Raw genomic sequence first — 19,635 nt, 5'->3', positions numbered from 1 at the left:
CTAACGTTCTTCCTCTTCATATTTTACCTATTTTCCTTAAAAAAGTATTAACAAAAAAGAGAGCGACCCTTTATTTTAGGTCCCTCCCTCATCAAGACTGTTACTTTACTGCTGGCAGCTGTATTGGCTCAAACTTTTCGTACGATGTATATTTTGCATTCGTAATAATGTGTGCCTTATCCTCACCATTACTACTCATAATCATATCTATCTTCGCTGATTCATATTTAAAATCTTTTGTAATGATATATTCTGCATCTACTTCTTCTATCTTTGCGTTTTGTGCTTGTAGCATTTTCTTCTGCGTTTCATCCATGCTAGCTAACATACTTTCTGTTTCTTTCCCTTTTAATATGAACTTCAGTTTATACTTGTCTCCACTTTTCTCCATCTTCATTTTATCTAAAACTACTGCTGGCACTTCTAAATTATCTACAATATCTTGAGTTGCTTTCATCCCGCCAGTATTAAATTGCTCCTCCGGTACAGATATAACTTCTCCTGTATTAGGATTTTTCACCTGACCAGCAACTTTACCATCCACAGCATACACTACAACATCTGTACCAGAAATATTCATTTCAGAACGAGAATTCTTTTTCTTTGGCTCTAATTGCATTTTAGCCTTTAGTATATTCATCTCTGTTCCTTCAGCTTTTATCTCTACATCATATGTCATCGTTACATGTTCTTCATTTTTAAAAGCGTCATTCGTTTTCTTGAAAATATCCTTCGCTGCTAATTCTTTTTCTTTCTGCATGGCTTCTTTTTTCGGTTCATCAGTCTTTGTTGTTTTCTCATTACTACACCCTGCACCTAAAATAACTGCAAGGATCATACTAGAAGTTAAAATAAGTTTTTTCATAATTTCTCCTCCTTTCCAAAAGGATATCATCTATTTTCCTTTGAAATCTATATACTTTTTAATATTTCTATTTAACTTTATTTCTCGAATAACAACATGTTTAAAGAAATACTTAAATATGATGTAAATAAAAACAACTAAATTCAGGAGGTCATTATGAAAGCAATTATTTGCACAAAGTATGGGCCGCCTAATGTTCTCAAACTTCAAGATGTAGAGAAACCTACTCCAAAAAAGAATGAAGTATTAGTTAAAATTCACGCAACAAGTGTAACGACTGGAGATTGTAGAATGCGCGGCTTTAATAGCCCCCTTTTATTTTGGATTCCTATGCGGATTATATTAGGTTTTAAAAAACCAAGAAAACCTATACTCGGCGTGGAGCTATCTGGTGAAATCGAAGAAATAGGAACAGATGTAACTCAATTTAAAAAAGGAGACCAAGTTTTCGCATTAACAGAGCTTAATGTCGGTGGTTATGCAGAATATACATGTGTACATGAAAGCGGATTGATATCATTAAAACCTACCAATGTGACGTATGAGGAAGCTGCAGTTATTCCTTTCGGCGGAACTTCAGCATTACACTTCCTACGAAAGGCGCATATAAAAAAAGGGCAACAAGCGCTGATATATGGCGCCTCCGGATCAGTAGGTACCGCCGCCGTACAACTTGCTAAATATTTCGAAGCGACCGTTACGGCTGTTTGTAGTAATTCAAATTTTGAACTCGTGCAATCTTTAGGAGCTAATCACGTAATTGATTATACGAAAGAAGATTTTACAAGGCGAGCTGAACGCTACGATATTATATTTGATGCAGTTGGAAAAATTAAAAAATCCCTTTGTCAAAAAGTATTAACGCCCAATGGAAAATATGTATCTGTTAATGGAATGATGGCAAAAGTGAGCAAAGAAGATATGCTTCTACTAAAAATGCTAACGGAAGAAGAAAAATTAAAGCCAGTTATTGATAAAACTTACCCGTTAGAAGAAATTTCAGAGGCTCATACGTACGTAGAGACCGGACATAAAAAAGGGAATGTTTCCATTACCTTAAAATAAAATATATTCAGAAAATAACATTGACAATTCTTTTTGTAAGATTTACTATTAGTACCATATTCAAAAACTAAATACACATACTCTTATCAAGAGTGGCGGAGGGACTGGCCCGATGATGCCCGGCAACCGAGCTTATAACGTATAAGCTAAGGTGCTAATTCCTGCAGAACGATTTTCGTTTTGGAAGATAAGAGAGGAACCTATTTCGTCTATTCGGCACCTCTCTTATTTTTGAGAGGTGCTTTTTATTTTGGAACGCATATTAAGGAGGAATTATAAATGAAAAAGGTATTATTAAGTATTGTAAGTGGAGCTGTATTATTGTTAGGCGCATGTGGTGCTAGTTCTGATAAAGAGGTAAAAGCATTAGATGAGAAAAAGATTACCGTTGGTGTAACAGGCGGACCGCATGAACAAATTTTTGAAAAGGTGAAAGAAGTTGCAGCAAAAGATGGCCTCCAAATCGATGTAAAGGTATTTAATGATTATGTAGCACCAAACGTATCTTTAGATGAAAAAAGCCTCGATGTAAATAGCTACCAAACTAAATCTTATTTAGACGTATTTAAAACTGAACGTAATATGAAATTAACTGAAGTATTTTCCACAGTAACATTCCCTATGGGTATATACTCTAAAAACTTAAAAGATGTAAAAGAATTAAAAGAGGGCGACGCAATTGCTGTCCCAAATGACCCAACAAATGAGCTGCGTGCTTTAAAGCTATTTGAAAAAGCAGGAGTTTTAAAAGTTGATCCAAAGGCTACGGAAAAAGCGACTGCAAAAGATGTAATTGAAAATCCGAAAAATTTAAAGATTGTTGAATTAGAGGCATCTCAATTACCAACGCAGCTAAGTGAAGTGAAGGCAGCTGCGATTAATACAAACTTTGCATTAGGTGCAAAATTAAGTCCAGCGAAAGATTCTATTTTCCGCGAAGGAAAAGATTCACCATATGTGAACTGGGTCGTTGTTCGTACTGAAAATAAAGATGATGCAGTTGTAAATAAGTTAAAGAAAGCTTATCAATCTAAAGAAGTAAAAGATTTCATTGAGAAAAAATTCGATGGTTCTATTTTACCGTCTTGGTAGGAGCTGACTATAATGATTGAATTAAAAAACGTCTCCAAAGTATTTACAACAAAAAAAGGGAATGTTGAGGCCCTTAAACCAACTTCCCTTAAAGTAAAAAAGGGCGAAGTATTTGGAATCATCGGATATAGCGGCGCTGGTAAAAGTACATTAATTCGCTGTGTAAATTTATTAGAAAAACCAACGACAGGAAATATCATTGTAAACGAACAAGATTTAACAACCTTATCGACAAAAGAACTCGCAAAAGCGAGACAAAAGATCGGCATGATTTTTCAAGGATTCAATTTACTTAAAACCGTTACCGTTTATGAAAACATCGCACTACCCTTACGTCTATCTGGTCTTCCCAAAAATGAAATTGAAAAAAGGGTAGAAAAGTATTTACGTATTGTTGATCTTTTCAATAGAAAAGATGCCTATCCAAGTGAACTTTCTGGTGGTCAAAAACAGCGTGTAGCGATCGCTCGCGCACTATCTCATGAGCCTGAAGTTTTATTAAGTGATGAAGCAACGAGCGCATTAGATCCGGAAACGACCGATTCTATTCTTGATTTATTATTAAAGATCAACGAAGAAATCGGAATTACGATTTTGCTAATTACACACGAAATGAATGTCATCCAGCGTATTTGTGACCAAGTTGCTGTAATGGAACATGGATCTGTCGTTGAAAGTGGAACAGTGAAGGACATTTTTACAAACCCACAACATGTAACAACGAAGAAATTTGTAAATAGCGCATTTGCAGCTAAAATTCCAGAAGAGGTACAGAAAGAGCTACAAAGTACTGGAGAAATCGTAACACTTTCATTTATAGGAACCGCTTCAGGAGAACCCGCGTTAGCTATCGCTACAAAACGTTTCCACGTATATCCTAATATTTTATCAGGCAATATTACGCAGTTAAAACATGAGGCATATGGAAAACTGGTCGTTCATATGCAAGGTGAAAAAAGTGAAGTACACCGTGCCTTATCATTTTTACAAGAACAAGGAATTATCGTAGAAGGAGGTAGAACAGATTATGGGAAACAAGTCCTTTTTGGATGAGTGGGGTAACGTAATATGGGAAGCAACAATTCAAACATTTCAAATGACATCTATTTCACTACTTATCTCTATTCTAATTGCGTTACCACTCGGTGTAACACTCGTTTTAACAAGACCTGGTGGCCAACTAGAGAATAAAATCGTATATCCGATTCTTAATACAATTATTAATGTCATTCGCTCTCTGCCATTTATCATTCTATTATTCTTTATTTTACCTTTTACAAAATTTTTAATGGGGACATCTATTGGTGTGCAAGGTGTTATCGTACCACTTGTCGTATTCACAGCTCCCTATATTGCTCGTTTAATGGAAACGGCTTTACTGGAAGTGGACCGTGGTGTTATTGAAGCATATCAAGCAATGGGGGTTTCTACTTTAAAAATCATTTGGCACGTTATGGTTAAAGAAGCTCGTCCATCTCTCGTACTCGGATTAACAATCGCAACGATTGGCTTAATCGGTGCAACAGCAATGGCCGGACTTGTAGGTGCTGGAGGCCTTGGTGATCTCGCATATCGATTTGGGCATTTACGCTACGAACCTGAAGTAATGTATGCAACAGTCTTTATTTTAATCATTCTCGTTCAAGGATTACAGTCATTAGGGAATGGTATAGCACGAAGATTGAAGAAAGATTAAAAAGAAGGTATCTCACTGAAATGAGATACCTTCTTTTTATTTATAAATTTATCTCTTAAATCCACCTTCTGAATGAATAACTTGCCCTGTAATCCATCCGGCTTCTTCGCTCACTAAAAACTTAATAAGTCTTGCTGCATCTTTCGGTTCGCCTATTCTACCAAAAGGAAACATCGGTTTTAATCCTCTTTTTATCTCTTCTGTCATCCATCCCGTATCAGTTGGACCTGGATTAATTGCATTAACAGTTATACCTAAATGGGCTACCTCGGCTGACAAAGTACTAGTGAGAGCATCAATAGCTCCCTTCGTCGTTGCATAGGCTAGTTCTCCAGCCATAGGCCCTTTAAATTGCCCCGAAGTAATATTAACAATTCTACCGCCGGATTTTTTATCAAATCCTTGGGCAAACTTACTACTTAATAATGTAGTGCCGCGAACATTTACCATATAATGTTTATCTAACTCTTCAGCAGTTAAATTGGAGAAATCATTATTCGTAGAGTACGCTGCATTATTAATTAATATATCAGGGTACCCCATTTGTTCAGTAACTTTATTTATAAGTTGTTCCGGCGCATCATTCCGAGTTAAATCTAACTCCATACTTGATACTTCAACACCGTTCTTTATCAGCTCTTCTTTTAATTGTATTTGTTCGTTTGGATCGACGCCCCAGGGCATCTCTTTATCGTAATTCGTCCAGTACGTAAAAAATATATCGTATCCTGCTTCAGCTAATTCTTTACAAATCGCTGCACCAATACCATCTAAACGACTAACACCTGTAACAACAGCTACTTTATTTTTTAATTGATTCATCATATACTCCTCCAAATGAAAGGACGCACATTTTATAAGAGAGATATAAACTTTCCCGCAAAAAAAGACAGATACATAAAATAGGCATCTATCCTTACAAAAGGAATGTACAAGCCAAATATGCAGTCCTTGAATGATTTATAGATAGCTAAATAAACCCTCACTTGTGAGAGAAAAATTCATCTATCTAATTTCTAATCATTACAAGCTCATCCACATATCTATTCTTTATCCCCCTTCAATATATCTCTATTATTTACTGTACCAAAAAGATTAAATATTTAAAATAGAAAAGATAATCTCACCTCTCTTTCAGAGGAAAAGTATTGTGACTTACCTACATATAAGCTTTAACTATGTCTCTATTAAAAATAATCATTAAGATATCAAAATAATAAAAACAATCAGAAAAACACTGGTAAATACTGGTTCACTTTCTTATAATAAAACGTGGGGCTAATGTGAGAGGTATAAAGGGTCTGATTATACAGACTCAACTAGTTTTAAACAAATAGGGGGAAGAAACATGTCAAAAAATTACTTTCTTTATTTTCTACAATAATCGTAGCAGCTTTTGTAATAACTGGCTGTGGTCAAAGCGATACGACAAATAAAGAACAAAAAGAAGATGTAACGAAAGAAAACAAAACAGAAAAAACGGATACAACGAAAGAAAATAAACCTGAAGAAAAAAAATCCGAAGATAAAAAGACCGAAAATACAGCTACTAGTTCCAGCGATTATTCCAAGCTGATTTCCTATATGGAAAAAGAAACAGGTGGTAAAACAAAAGTTCTTTTTGAAAATAAGGAACCACAAGTCCATAAAGCCGAAGATATTTCAGTATCAATGAATAGCTATACATTAGTTGAATTAAATGGATTACATACGGACTTTAACATTCCATTTAACCGTCAAACAGAGGGCGGAGTTATTCTTGTGAACTATAGCGTAAAAAATAGTTCAGCTACCAACTAAGCTTGCTCCAACAAATGATTATTTAGTAAAAGCAGGAGAAACCATTTCTGGTTATATCGCTTATCCATTTGGAAAAGATGATCTAGCAAAAATTTTAAGTCTCTCAACAGTCTCAGTCTCAGTCCCAACTGCACAAGCTAATAAAGGAAAATTTGATGCCCCAATCGGAAGCCCTGGAAACTTTTCATTAAGTTTAAACAAACAAGGCGCTGAAAAGGTTGCAGCAGATAAAACTTTCTACCAAGATAAAGTAACTGCTAATAACATGGGCGATAAAAAAATGCTAAAAGAACAATCCGATATTAATAACAGTCAAGAATTAGGTGCTGTCAATGTTACATTAGATGGATATCAATTCGCTCAATTCACACCAAATTCCGTCGAGGCTCCGCGATTTGCAAATTTCAAGAATGGTATTGTTCTATTAACAGTAAAATTCAAACTTGATAACAAAGATACGCAAGACGTTGCACTATCTCCTATAAGCTCTACATTGAGAGTTAATGATGGTACACAATATACAATTAGCGAAGGTATGCTATTAAATTACGACTATAACGCTTCAGTCAAAACAGGAACATCTGGAGAGTTACTGCAAGTATATATTTTAGATCAAGAGCAGTATGAAAAGATTTGGAAAGATAAAAGCTTTGAGATTGAGTTAGGACCTATGAGAAATAAAGAAGCTAAAGATATTTCACAAGGTAAAAAAGCTAAATTTACATTACCTAAATAAATTACTAAATCTATATTAGAAAAGGCATATAACATATGATTGTTATATGCCTTTTCTATTTGTATAAAGAACAAAACTTTAATTTAAGTGTATACATTTATCATTACCTATTCGTTGTATAAATGTAGGGAGGAAAAATGATGGGAAAAGAAAATATATTGACCTCCTATCTTATCAATTTAGGAGAGGAAGTGTTCAAGCTATTACTAACGAAAGGGGCTATAAAAGAAGATGCAGAAGATATCATCCAAAATACTTTCTATAAAGTATATACATTGCTAGAGAATCTAACTGAGAGTAACATACGTCCATGGTTTTTCAGAGTCGCACTAAACGAATACATTGACTTAAAGAGAAAAAAAGAACAGCAAAACATCTATTTAACTGAAGAGATTTATTCAAAACTACAATATACAGACCGAGAATTGGATGCTGTTTTAAATAAAGATGAGATTTTCTATCTATTAAAAGATATAAAACTAGAATATAAAGAGGCCTTCTTTTTAAAATATTATTACGATTTTACATATGAAGAAATCGCCCTAATACTAGATATTCAAGTGAACAGCGTCAAACAAAAGTTACATCGTGCACGTAAAACAATTCACTCAAGAGTAGGAGGAAAACCTTAATGGATACTTCTTTAAAAGATGCATTAAAAAAAGCTAAAAGGAAACAATTACTCAAAACCATTATTACTTCTATGATCGTTGTAATTATGCTTATCCCTATAATTTATAAGATTGGTAATTACTTCGCAGCGAAAAGTTCTACGAAACTTCACGAACATCTCTTTTTACATAACGCAATTGCAGAACCGAATGTACAAATTGATTCTCAAGTAACGAGTAATTCATCTATGTTTGGAGGCAATATTATATCAAATCGTTCTAAAAATATTAATGGTTATGTAGTCCCATGGAACACTTTAACAAGTTCCTATGGTTGGCTCCGTACCAACATTGATACCAATGAATTAACGCCCGGCTTTTATTGGTCCGATACAGAGTTCTATGAGTACGATAAACAAACTAAAAATAAATTCGCGACATTTTATAATCCGGCTATTAAAGAATACCATGATGGTGTCCAAAATGAATTAGGTGAAGTTTCACAAATGAACAACTATGTTGCGGAAGTTGCTCTCTCATTCAATCAACCCTATACATTACAAGAAATTAAAGAAAAAATTCCAGATACCTTAAACATTGTATGGCTATATATGACATCACCAATTGGAGATGAAAGTAAAGGGCCTGCTGGTATGCCAGTTTACGGATTCAATCCAGATAAGTCCCCTGAAGAAGCGTACAAAGAGTTCGTTGATTCACTTAAACAATACGATGACGATGGACATGACGAAGACCTTCAAAAGTTTTTAAAATCAAACAAAAACAAACCCTTTGATCAAGTAAAAATTTTAGGTGTCATGCTAACCGGGAAAACAGAGAATTTTAAGGCGTTAGAAAACCAAGACTTTATTCGTGGTGCCTCTGTAGGAGCTACTGCGCAAGTAGTTCCTTATATAAAACCAGAGAAATAATAAGGAAAAGACAAGATAAACTAATAGTAAATAGTTAAAAGAACGTGCATTAATCTGTTTAATATGGGAGCTATCTATTTTAGTGGAAAGCTCCCATCCCTCATTTATTATTCATCCTCCAAAAAATAAATTTCCAAATACTTTATGTACAAATGAAAAATCATAATTTTTGTTCACACTTTATCCATTGTGAACTTATTCACAATGGATATATAATAAACATGTAAATACAATACATTGGGGGGATTTCAATGGTTATCAATTTTTTAAGAACTGATAAACGCGCTACTTTCATATTATTATTTTTACGACTTTACATAGGATATGCATGGCTTGCTGCTGGAATAGGAAAAGTTTTTGGACAATCTTTTGACGCAAGTGGTTTTCTAAAAGGAGCTATCGCTCAAGCATCAGGTGACCACCCTGCAGTACAAGGTTGGTGGGCAGATTTCCTTCAACATTTTGTTCTTCCAAACGCAGACCTATTTAGCTTTTTAGTTCAATGGGGAGAAATTTTAGTAGGACTAGGTTTGATTTTAGGTGGATTAACAAAAACAGCTGCATTTTTCGGCATCATAATGAACCTTTCATTTTTATTAAGCGGAACTGTTAGTGTAAACCCAAACCTACTTATTTTAACTATGCTCATTTTAGTTGCAGGACAGAATGCTGGACGTATTGGATTAGATGGTTATGTTTTCCCAAAACTTTTCAAAAAAAATAACCGTGAAGCATATAAATTAAGTAAAACTGCATAAGAACAGTTCATCTTTTAAATATAAATAAGGAAAGAGCCTACATTCAGGCTCTTTTCTCATTTACACCAAAATATTTCACAGTTTGCCTTATCCGAAATGTTAAACTCAATCATATATAACCAGATAAATGTGTACGACTTTATTTCAAGCACCTAAAAAGCTTAAAGACTAAAACAAGCCATTATAAAACCCTAAAACCTTCCATACTTTCTCCAAGAATATAGTGTGAAAACCACATCAAATTCTGCTTCATAATAGCCACATGAATTCCTGGCTGGTCAGAACTATATGCCATTCCTTTAAATATAATTAATTCTGTATCAACTTCCATATCCCTTAATCCTTCATATAGCTCATATGCATTTAGAATTGGAATTCTTGCATCCTTTTCCCCATGTTGGATTAAGGTGGGGGTACAGGCTGATTTAATATACGTCATTGGTGATGTTTTAGTATATATCTCTGGATCATTCCATGGAGTATTTCCTAAATGCATTCTAATGAAGTAAGGGATATCTGTATTTACATAATGGGTACTCCAGTTAGTAATTCCACCACCAACTGAAATAGCTTTAAATCTACTACTAAATGTAGAACAGAAAGCTGATATATATCCCCCGTTGCTCCATCCCATAACTCCTACTCTATCTTTATCTGCAATCCCTTGATCAACTAGTTTATCCACTCCAGATATAATATCATCGTAGTCAGCGATTCCCTGTTTTCTATAGTTTGCTTTTAAGAATTCATTACCATAACCAGAACTTCCTCTGTAGTTTGGTTCTAAAACGATAAAACCCTTTTCGATAAACTGTTCAATAGGATATTTCTCATTAAAACAGTCTGAAAATATCGGAAAGGATGCCCAAGCTGGACCACCATGGATTACTACTAATAAGGGATATTTTTTATTTGCGTCAAACTCTACTGGAGTTGATAAAACACCCTCTATTTCAAGATCATCACTACTTTTCCATGAGATGATTTCCCTGTTACTTTTAAGCTTCCCTTTGAAAAAGCTATTCTCATTCGTTATTTTTTCATCGTCTAAATAGACTTCAAAGGTTTCATTTGTTATAGCCTTATTATAGGATATATGATTTCCATCCCTTGTTATAGAAGCATCCATTATAAAACTATCTGCTTTTTCGCTTAACACTTCCACAGTGCCATCCTCACATAGCAATCCAATAAGGTAATTCGTTTTATCCTGCCATCTAATTAAAATCCCCTTAGCTGTCCACTGTAATGGCATAACCGTACTATCAAAGTTTGTTAGAGGCTGAATTACCTCTCCAGTATTCATATCATATATCTCTAATGTGCTTTCTTGTATATGGTTTCTATAGTATTCCTTCTCTCTTATGCTTGCTGAGTAACATATTTTGCTGCCCTCAGGAGAAAAGCAAACGCTCCCGCCCAACAACTTATCTATATTCATCTTTTGTAGTTCCCCAACTTCAACATCTAATATGTATAGATCACCATTCATATGATCGTTTAGGCTTGGTGTAGCCATACATACAACCTTTGTCCCATCATTTGAAATGTCAAAGTTATGTATATAAAAATCCTTACCCTCAATTAATTGATAAACACCGCTAACCTCTCGTTCCTCTTTATCATTTTGTATCACTTTTTCTATTTCAATGTAGTATAAACAATTATTCCGATGTTCCTTACCTACATGGTGGAAATCTCCATATAGTTCCTTACGTTTCTTTATTTCCTCACATTCTTTTAACTGTGCAACATAATAAAAACCTTTACCAGTAGGCTCCCATTTGAATGTACTGATTCCTTCTTCCACATCAGTAATTTGCACACCGCCATAACCATCTAGTGACTTAACAAAGATCTGATTTTTCCCATTACCAACTGGGCTAAGGTATGCAATATCCCTAGAATTTGGAGACCATAATGGGCGTGTACTATCTATATTCCCATTTGTTAATGGGTAACTCTGCACCTTATCCTTTTCATATATCCATACATGATTCCTATATGTATTGTCTTTCCAGTTAGCTGTTTTCTTGACAAATGCTACGTTTTTTCCATCATCACTTATGTTTGTACTTGATAAGGTTGGTAACGAAATAATCTCTTCTATACTTAGATATGTTTTTTCCTTCATTTTCATTAATACCCCCTCGTAATATCTAGTAATCTAATTTGTTCAATAAAGTGAAACTTTAATCAGTGGGGGTGGTTTCCATCACCCACTGATTATTAGCCCCCACCAATCGGGTTTTTACGGGCAGCCCGACTCCCACCTAACTTCCTCGCATTCGCCGAATTGCGGGGAGTCTTACTGCCCGCAAATAGCGGGATAAAACCTCTGCCATATGCTGAACCCTTTAGAACTGTGTTTAGCTTTCACCACTGTAATACCCCAACCTTTACTAACTGTTAATAAAAAGTTCGTTGTCATAATAATTGGATCAGCTGGGTGTTTAATCCCAAGCTCTTCAGCAATAATAATCGCCTCTTCTTGTGGTAATAAAGGAAATTGTTCACGAATATCTAAACGATAACGGAAAATTCAGTTAAATGAAAGTAGTTCCGTTCCAAATCTGATAAAAATTCCTGTTGTCTGGCGGTCTTTATACCTTTTAATCTTGTTGAACACCCTAATGAGGAAACACTTTAAATTTTAAGCCAAGGCTGATAATCTGCTTCACTACCCTCTTTAAGCCACTTATCGATTTTAGTTGTTCTTTTTCTTTTCGACACAAAAACACCCCTTTAGATAAAAATATCCAAAGGGGCAAAGCTTCACAACTTTATTTTAAATCCACAATAAACTAGTTACTCTACCAAGCTCCTACTCAACCGTAACAGATTTAGCTAAGTTACGTGGCTTATCAACGTCACACTCGCGGTGAAGTGCTGCGTAGTATGAAATAAGTTGTAATGGAATTACTGCTACTAGCGGTGCTAGTGCTTCGTGTACAGCTGGTAATATGAAGCTGTCACCTTCCATTTCTAAGCCTTTCATTGAGATGATACATGGGTTAGCTCCGCGTGCTACTACTTCTTTCACGTTACCACGAATTCCAAGGTTTACGTGCTCTTGTGTAGCAAGTGCGATCACTGGTGTACCGTTTTCGATTAAAGCGATTGTACCGTGTTTTAATTCTCCTCCAGCAAATCCTTCTGCTTGGATGTAAGAGATTTCTTTTAGTTTTAACGCACCTTCTAAACCTACGAAGAAGTCTACACTACGTCCGATGAAGAAGCAGTTACGCGTTGTTGCTAAAAATTGTTTTGCTAATGCGTCCATTTCTTCTTTTTGATCACAAAGTACTACCATTGCATTTGCTACAAGTCCTAATTCGTGTGTTAAATCGAAATCAAGAACTTCACCTTTCGCTTTTGCAATGTCAGCTGCTAAGATTGAAAGTACTGCAAGCTGTGCTGTGTATGCTTTCGTCGATGCAACTGCGATTTCCGGTCCCGCATATAAAGGAAGTGTATAATCAGCTTCACGAGAAAGCGTAGAACCAGGTACATTTGTAATCGTTAATGCTTTATGACCCATTTCATTTGTTTGCACAAGTACTGCACGGCTATCAGCTGTTTCACCACTTTGTGAAATGTAAATAAAGAATGGTCTTTCTGTTAATAATGGCATGTTATAAGAGAATTCACTTGCTACGTGTACTTCAACTGGTACTTTCGCAAATTTCTCAATGAATTGCTTTCCAACAAGACCTGCATGATAACTTGTTCCGCATGCAATGATGTAAATGCGATCGCTATCTAAAATTGCGTTACGGATATCTGCATCCAGTTCAATCTCGCCATTTTCACCTTGATACTTTTGAATAATATTACGGATTACAAGTGGTTGCTCATCGATTTCTTTTAGCATGAAATGAGGATACGTTCCTTTTTCAATATCACTTGCATCTAATTCCGCTGTAAACGGTGCACGTTCAATCGTTTCACCTTGTAAGTTTTTAATTGTAATGCTTTCTTTCGTTACAATTACGATTTCTTTATCCATTAACTCGATAAATTGATCTGTAACTTGTAACATCGCCATAGCGTCGCTCGCCACAACATTAAAGTTGTCACCAACACCTACTAATAGCGGGCTTTTGTTTTTAGCAACATAAATCATGTTTGGATTTTCAGCATCAAGTAGTCCAATTGCGTAAGAACCATGTAAAAGAGATAACGTTTGACGGAACGCGTCTTCTACACTTAGTCCTGTACTTACTTGTTGTTCCATAAGCTGCACGATAATTTCTGTATCTGTTTCACTTACGAACGTTACATCTTGTAAATATTCCTTTTTCACTAACTCATAGTTTTCAATTACACCGTTATGAACTAGTGTAAAGCGTTTTGATGTACTTTGATGCGGATGCGCATTTAGTTTGCTTGGAACACCATGTGTAGCCCAGCGTGTGTGACCGATTCCCACGCTTGCTGCTACATTCTCTTCTACGACTTCGCGAAGTTTTGCGATACGGCCTTTTTCTTTGTATACAATAACACCGTTCTCTGCTTGTACTGCAATACCTGCTGAATCATATCCGCGATATTCTAGCTTTTCTAAACCTTTTAATAAAATTTCCTTTGCATCTTGCTCTCCAATAAATCCTACGATTCCACACATGTTTAGTCGCCGTTACAAATGCTTACACTGCTCTGCGAACATGTAACGACATAGTCCGATACCATTTTTATTTATACTAAAAAACGGATTACATATTGCTAGCCCTGTAAGCTTGTAACGGCTTTCACCTTCCTCTCGATTGGGTTAAAGTCCGTATATACTTATACAGCTAGTATTCATCCGTTCCTCTTCTCTCATCACACTTTCACCTTTGTCCACTAAGTCACCTTAATGTTTTAAGTAAAAGTTTGCGGTTGTGATGAACAACCGGGAGTCATCCGCCGAAATCTCGATAAACTCCACCTCGTCAACTACACTACTTGTAGTTCTGGCGCTTTTATAATTTACAATATTTCCTTTGAGAAAAAGAACAAGACCATCGTATAACAAACAATATAAATCGTCAATGAAATTTTTTTCATTGTCTATAAAACATATGAAAAAGGAGCACTTTTTGTGCTCCTTTTAAATAAAATCGGCTAATTATTCAACGCCAACTTCAGCTTTCACAACTTCTACAATACGATGTACATACCCATCACAAATTTCTTGTGTCGGTGCTTCTGCCATTACACGAATAAGTGGTTCTGTTCCAGATGGACGAACAAGAATACGACCGTCTCCGTTCATTTCTTCCTCTACAACACGAATAATTTCTTTAATTTTTTCATTTTCTAATGCTAGTTTTTTATCTGTTACACGAACGTTTACTAGTAATTGTGGGAATTTTGTCATCTCACCTGCAAGCTCAGATAATGGCTTTTTCGTCATTTTCATGATGTTTACAAGTTGAAGTGCACTTAACATTCCATCACCAGTTGTAATGTAATCAAGTAAGATAATGTGACCTGATTGTTCTCCACCCAGGTTATATCCACCACGTTTCATTTCTTCCATTACGTAGCGGTCACCAACTGCTGTTTTATCACTTGTAATACTGTTTGCTTCAAGTGCTTTGTAGAAACCTAAGTTACTCATAACTGTTGAAACAACTGTATTATGTTTTAATTGACCAGTTTCTTTCATATACTTCGCGCAAATAAACATAATTTGATCGCCATCAACGATGTTTCCTTTTTCATCTACAGCGATTAAACGGTCGCCATCACCATCAAAAGCAAGTCCGATATCCGCACCTTTTTCTTTTACTAATTCAGCTAAGACTTCTGGATGTGTAGATCCTACGCCTTCGTTAATATTCATACCGTTTGGAGAAGTTCCCATCGTTGAAATATCAGCTTCTAAGTCTGCAAATAAGTATGGAGCTAAAGAAGAAGTCGCACCGTGTGCGCAATCTAAAGCGATATGTAAACCAGAGAAATCTTCCTCTACAGTTTGTTTAATGTATTGTAAATATTTTTGTCCACCTTCAAAGTAATCACTCACTTGGCCAAGGTTAGTACCTGTTGGACGTGGTAACTCGTCAACTTCTTTGTCTAATAATGCTTCAATTTCTGCTTCTTGCTCATCTGTTAATTTGAAACCATCTGAACCGAAGAACTTAATTCCGTTATCTTGTACTGGATTATGAGATGCAGAAATCATAACACCCGCTTGTGCATCTAAAGCTTTTGTTAAATAAGCCACACCTGGTGTAGAAATAACACCAAGACGCATTACTTCTGCTCCAGTTGATAATAGACCTGCTACTAAAGCTCCTTCTAACATATGTCCAGATACACGTGTATCACGACCAATAATTACTTTTGGACGATCTGTATCTTTTGTTAATACATAGCCGCCAAAACGTCCAATTTTGAATGCTAATTCAGGTGTTAATTCCTTATTTGCAACCCCGCGTACTCCGTCTGTACCAAAATATTTACCCATTATTATTCGCTCCTTTTTCGTGCTCTTTTTGATTATCTACTGTTGGTTCTTGGCTCGTTTCTTGGCCGTTTTCTTTGTCTTGTTCTTGTTCTTGTTCTTTATTTTTATCTTTTTCCTGATCCTTTTCTGGATCCGGTTCAGGATTTTTTGGTTTTTCAGTTTGATTTTCTTGATTGTTTTTTGAATCTGGTGGTTCAATATTACCTTGTACTTCTTTATCCGGCTTTTCTTTCTTCACAATTGTGACTTTAGCACTTTTTTGTTTTGCTTCTATCGAAATATTACCAGGACCGCTCACTTGAATAGAAACATCATTCGTCCCCGGAGATACATTTTGCAGATTAATCGCTGCTGTTATTTGAGCAGCTGCTATTTTATCTACTATACTTGCTTCTCCTGAAATATCAACGCTTATCTTTCCATCTTGTGGCGAAAGTAGCTGAGCAGTAACATCATTCGGAATTCCATTTTTTTGAATCGGAATACCATCAATAGTTTTACTTTTCGTTTGTTTTACCTTTTGTACCCCTACGGAAACCTTCACTTGATTTGGTTTTGCACTTGTTACACCTTTTGGCAATAAAACAGAGGCATCGAATGTTGTAGAATCCATCAATTGACTAAGATCTACCTCGACCCCCTCTATAGATTGTATATTATCCAAAATGTCTTTTGGACCTGCTATCGTTACTTCTTTTGGTTCAACACTAATATTTGTAACAGCTAAACCTTCTGGTAAATTCCCTTTTTTCGAATATGTTAAAGGAACTGTTTTTTCGACGTTATTTGCTGTAGCTTGTGTCGCTACATTCACCGTTACACTTATTTTAGATGGATTTGTTTTTACATTTAAACGTTTTCCTTCTTTATTGTATAATGTAACGTCTGCTGTTTTTGTAACAGTTTTATTAACGCCTTTTAAGTCGATATATGCCTTAGCCGATGAGATACTTTCTATTTCTTCTTTTGTTCCAACGACTTCAACAGTGTCGGGCTTAATACTTGATTTCTCAATAGTAGCACCTGCTGGCATCTGATCTTCATTTGATAATTTTAAATCTACATGAACATATTTTTTGGCTTTTTCATGAAGAGTGACTTTAATTGTTGCTGGTTGAACTATCCCTTTCACATCATCTGGGAGACCATTTGCTTTTAAAGAAACTTCATAAGTTCCTTCTGGACGATCCCGCAAATCAACAGGTATATTAAATTGGCTTTTTGCTTTTGCTGTAGCAACCGCTGCTTTTGGCCCTTCTAACTTCACCTTGACTCCACCTTGTGGAATACCACTTACAATATACTTCTCTTCATCATATTTAAGGGTAATGGGATAATCAGTTAATGTTTCTTTCGATTCATTTACGAAAGGTAATATACTTGATGTTGTATTTTTTTCAGTTAAAGTTGCTGACATAAAAAGCATACACGCCAATAGTAATGAGATTCCTTTTAAAAACCAATTATTCTCCATTAACTTATCCATGACGCTTTCTCCTCCAATTCCATAAAGACGAAGAAGTCGTTTTTTCATTCCCACTAAATTCTGTTAACAACATATCCTTCAGCTGTTCTGTCTTCAAATCACGATGTAACTCACCGTTTTTTGTTAAAGAAATTTGCCCCGTTTCTTCCGACACAACTACTGTAATACTATCAGTAACTTCACTAACTCCCATTGCAGCACGATGCCTTGTTCCTAACTCCTTAGAAATAAACGGACTTTCTGATAGCGGAAGATAACATGCTGCTGCTTTAATTGTACTTCCCTGCATAATTACTGCTCCATCATGAAGAGGCGTATTAGGGATAAAAATATTAATGAGTAATTCTGATGAAATATTTGCGTTCAGCGGAATACCCGTTTCCACATAGTCACCCATCCCAGTCTCTTTTGACAACGTAATTAATGCACCAATTCTACGTTTTCCCATATATTCCGTTGCTTTCGCTATCGCTGTTGCAACAATTTCAGGTTCATCGTCCTCGTGAGTTCCCACACGTGAAAACAAGCTACCTCGTCCTAGCTGCTCAAGTGCTCTTCGCAATTCTGGCTGAAAGATAATAATAACAGCTAAGAATCCCCACGTTAATACTTGTTCCGTTAGCCAATATAGCGTATGCAATTCAAGTAAAATACTGATCATCCGAACGACAATAATAACTGTAATACCTTTTAAAAGTTGAACAGCCTTCGTGCCCCGGATTATAAGAATTAGCTTATATATAATAAACCATACAACAGCAATATCTAATGCCGTACTAAGATATTTCAAAATGGTCGTATCTTCAAAAGGCATGCTAACCCTTCCTCCTACTTACGAGCAATTCTATCCATATATTGAAATATTATTTTATGCTCTATCTGTATGTATTTCCAACAACTAGTTAATTATACCATACATGAAACAAACGACAATTACAAACGCCCCCTTAGCTTAAATTGGTAAGATGTCAAACTTTCTTATCCAACAGTGTAATACAAGTTATTATACGCCTATTTTCCAATAAAAAAAGCAACTTCACAGTTGCTTTTCTTACATTTATTTCAGTTTTTCACCGAATAAAGAACCCATTAAAGCAACCGCTGTTGTTGCTGTTCTGTTTCTCTCATCTAAAATTGTATTTACTTCAACAAATTCAGCAGATGTAACAATATCAGCTTCTGCTAACATCTCCATCGCTAAGTGGCTTTCGCGATAAGATAGACCACCAATTACAGGTGTTCCAACTCCTGGTGCGTCATGAGGATCAAGCCCATCTAAGTCTAATGATAAATGAACACCATCAGTATGAGATAAATACGCAATTGTTTCTTCCATAACAGCCGTCATACCCATACGATCAATTTCATGCATTGAGAATACTTTAATGCCTTCTTCACGAATAAAGTCTTTTTCTCCTTCATCTAATGCACGTGCACCGATAATTACAACGTTCTCTTTCTTCACCTTTGGATATGCCCCATATAAGTCTACAAGTGAAGAATGCCCATATCCTAAACTTGCAGCAAGTGACATACCATGAATATTTCCAGATGGTGAAGTCTCTTCTGTATTTAAATCACCGTGTGCATCATACCAAATAACACCTAAATTTTTATAATGTTTCGCTACACCAGCTAACGTACCGATAGCAATACTATGATCGCCACCCAATACAAGTGGAAAACGACCTTCTTCTATAATATGATCAACCTTACTTGCTAATTCATTACATACAGTTGCAACTTGTGTAAGGTTTCTTAACTTTGTATTTTCAGCTATTTCTTTTTCTCTCTCTATACATATATCTCCCATATCTTTTACGTTATATCCAATTTCTTCGATTCTTTCAATTACCCCTGCATAACGGATCGCGCTTGGTCCCATATCAACCCCGCGACGCATCTGTCCTAAATCCATTGGAACTCCAATAACTGAGATTTCTTTTTTCATAGATAGTATCCCCCTTTTATGCCTTCACTAAATATTTTAAATCTTTTATATAGTCTGACTCAACTCGACATTTTTCTGCATGGATATACATTTTATTCACTTATATTTACGTTAGAATCCCAATCTTTAAACTATTCGATGTATAAAGTTAACTTAATGAACCAACTAACTTTTCTATCAGCTGAT

15 protein-coding genes, 3 pseudogenes and 1 riboswitch are annotated in these 19,635 nt (G+C 35.6%); of the genes and pseudogenes, 8 read left to right on the top strand and 10 right to left on the bottom strand.

All coding sequences use genetic code 11. The annotated features are described in order from the left end of the window. Window positions 1–100: 100 nt before the first annotated feature. Window positions 101–865, bottom strand: coding sequence for a hypothetical protein (locus MHI07_RS01030; RefSeq protein ID WP_340821474.1), 765 nt, complete (start codon window positions 863–865; stop codon window positions 101–103). Window positions 866–1,021: 156 nt separating this feature from the next. Between MHI07_RS01030 and MHI07_RS01025 the strand changes: the two genes are divergently transcribed. The 4 genes from MHI07_RS01025 to MHI07_RS01010 all read left to right on the top strand — a co-directional run bounded on the left by MHI07_RS01025 (window position 1,022) and on the right by MHI07_RS01010 (window position 4,718). Further along, complete coding sequence (locus MHI07_RS01025; RefSeq protein WP_002159583.1) at window positions 1,022–1,930, top strand: NAD(P)-dependent alcohol dehydrogenase; 909 nt, start codon at window positions 1,022–1,024, stop codon at window positions 1,928–1,930. An 80-nt stretch (window positions 1,931–2,010) separates the two neighbouring features. Beyond that, a riboswitch (SAM riboswitch) is annotated at window positions 2,011–2,124 on the top strand. Between the two features lie 85 nt (window positions 2,125–2,209). After that, window positions 2,210–3,022, top strand: a complete 813-nt coding sequence (locus MHI07_RS01020) for a MetQ/NlpA family ABC transporter substrate-binding protein (RefSeq protein WP_340821470.1) — start codon at window positions 2,210–2,212, stop codon at window positions 3,020–3,022. A gap of 12 nt (window positions 3,023–3,034) precedes the next feature. After that, a complete protein-coding gene (locus MHI07_RS01015; RefSeq protein ID WP_078180253.1) occupies window positions 3,035–4,075 on the top strand; it encodes a methionine ABC transporter ATP-binding protein in 1,041 nt (346 codons plus the stop codon). Continuing rightward, entirely contained in the window at window positions 4,050–4,718 is a 669-nt protein-coding gene (locus tag MHI07_RS01010; protein ID WP_340821466.1) for a methionine ABC transporter permease, read from the top strand. Before MHI07_RS01015 ends, MHI07_RS01010 begins: the two co-directional genes overlap by 26 nt. Window positions 4,719–4,766: 48 nt before the next feature. Here the strand turns inward: MHI07_RS01010 and MHI07_RS01005 are convergent, their stop codons facing one another. Continuing rightward, a complete protein-coding gene (locus tag MHI07_RS01005) occupies window positions 4,767–5,543 on the bottom strand; it encodes an SDR family oxidoreductase (protein ID WP_002159586.1) in 777 nt (258 codons plus the stop codon). A 759-nt stretch (window positions 5,544–6,302) separates the two neighbouring features. Between MHI07_RS01005 and MHI07_RS01000 the strand changes: the two are divergent. The 4 genes and pseudogenes from MHI07_RS01000 to MHI07_RS00985 all read left to right on the top strand — a co-directional run bounded on the left by MHI07_RS01000 (window position 6,303) and on the right by MHI07_RS00985 (window position 9,555). Then, window positions 6,303–7,254 (top strand): annotated as a pseudogene (locus MHI07_RS01000) (DUF5068 domain-containing protein). Between the two features lie 140 nt (window positions 7,255–7,394). Then, window positions 7,395–7,886, top strand: coding sequence for an RNA polymerase sigma factor (locus MHI07_RS00995; RefSeq protein WP_002159588.1), 492 nt, complete (start codon window positions 7,395–7,397; stop codon window positions 7,884–7,886). Continuing rightward, window positions 7,886–8,797 (top strand): sigma factor regulator N-terminal domain-containing protein, encoded by a 912-nt coding sequence (locus MHI07_RS00990; RefSeq protein ID WP_002159589.1) that lies wholly within the window; start codon window positions 7,886–7,888, stop codon window positions 8,795–8,797. The genes MHI07_RS00995 and MHI07_RS00990 overlap by 1 nt, the downstream gene beginning before the upstream one ends. Before the next feature lie 251 nt (window positions 8,798–9,048). Next, window positions 9,049–9,555, top strand: coding sequence for a DoxX family membrane protein (locus MHI07_RS00985; RefSeq protein WP_002159590.1), 507 nt, complete (start codon window positions 9,049–9,051; stop codon window positions 9,553–9,555). A 181-nt stretch (window positions 9,556–9,736) separates the two neighbouring features. Here MHI07_RS00985 and MHI07_RS00980 read toward each other — a convergent pair whose 3' ends face one another. The 8 genes and pseudogenes from MHI07_RS00980 to rocF form a co-directional block, all read right to left on the bottom strand. Continuing rightward, window positions 9,737–11,695, bottom strand: coding sequence for a S9 family peptidase (locus MHI07_RS00980; RefSeq protein ID WP_340821461.1), 1,959 nt, complete (start codon window positions 11,693–11,695; stop codon window positions 9,737–9,739). Window positions 11,696–11,941: 246 nt separating this feature from the next. Further along, window positions 11,942–12,288 (bottom strand): annotated as a pseudogene (locus MHI07_RS00975) (TnsA endonuclease N-terminal domain-containing protein); the annotation flags it as partial. Between the two features lie 91 nt (window positions 12,289–12,379). Further along, the gene (gene glmS, locus MHI07_RS00970) at window positions 12,380–14,182 is read right to left on the bottom strand and encodes a glutamine--fructose-6-phosphate transaminase (isomerizing) (protein WP_002159592.1); all 1,803 of its coding nucleotides are present in this window, start codon (window positions 14,180–14,182) and stop codon (window positions 12,380–12,382) included. Window positions 14,183–14,194: 12 nt separating this feature from the next. Then, window positions 14,195–14,380: pseudogene (locus MHI07_RS00965) on the bottom strand (hypothetical protein). A gap of 285 nt (window positions 14,381–14,665) precedes the next feature. Beyond that, window positions 14,666–16,012: a phosphoglucosamine mutase gene (glmM, locus tag MHI07_RS00960; protein ID WP_002113341.1), complete on the bottom strand. Its 1,347-nt coding sequence runs from the start codon at window positions 16,010–16,012 to the stop codon at window positions 14,666–14,668. Next, window positions 16,005–17,498: a CdaR family protein gene (locus MHI07_RS00955; protein WP_340821458.1), complete on the bottom strand. Its 1,494-nt coding sequence runs from the start codon at window positions 17,496–17,498 to the stop codon at window positions 16,005–16,007. Before MHI07_RS00955 ends, glmM begins: the two co-directional genes overlap by 8 nt. Beyond that, window positions 17,491–18,312 carry a diadenylate cyclase CdaA gene (cdaA, locus tag MHI07_RS00950; RefSeq protein WP_002159595.1) on the bottom strand — a complete coding sequence of 274 codons (822 nt, stop codon included), beginning with the start codon at window positions 18,310–18,312 and terminating at the stop codon, window positions 17,491–17,493. The genes MHI07_RS00955 and cdaA overlap by 8 nt, the downstream gene beginning before the upstream one ends. A 243-nt stretch (window positions 18,313–18,555) precedes the next feature. Then, entirely contained in the window at window positions 18,556–19,449 is an 894-nt protein-coding gene (gene rocF, locus MHI07_RS00945; RefSeq protein WP_002113337.1) for an arginase, read from the bottom strand. Window positions 19,450–19,635 lie beyond the last annotated feature (186 nt).

This window comes from Bacillus sp. FSL H8-0545, from assembly GCF_038006105.1.
GTDB lineage: Bacteria > Bacillota > Bacilli > Bacillales > Bacillaceae_G > Bacillus_A > Bacillus_A cereus_U.
Note: the sequence above shows the minus strand (reverse complement) of the source record. Positions and strands in the feature narration are given on the sequence as shown.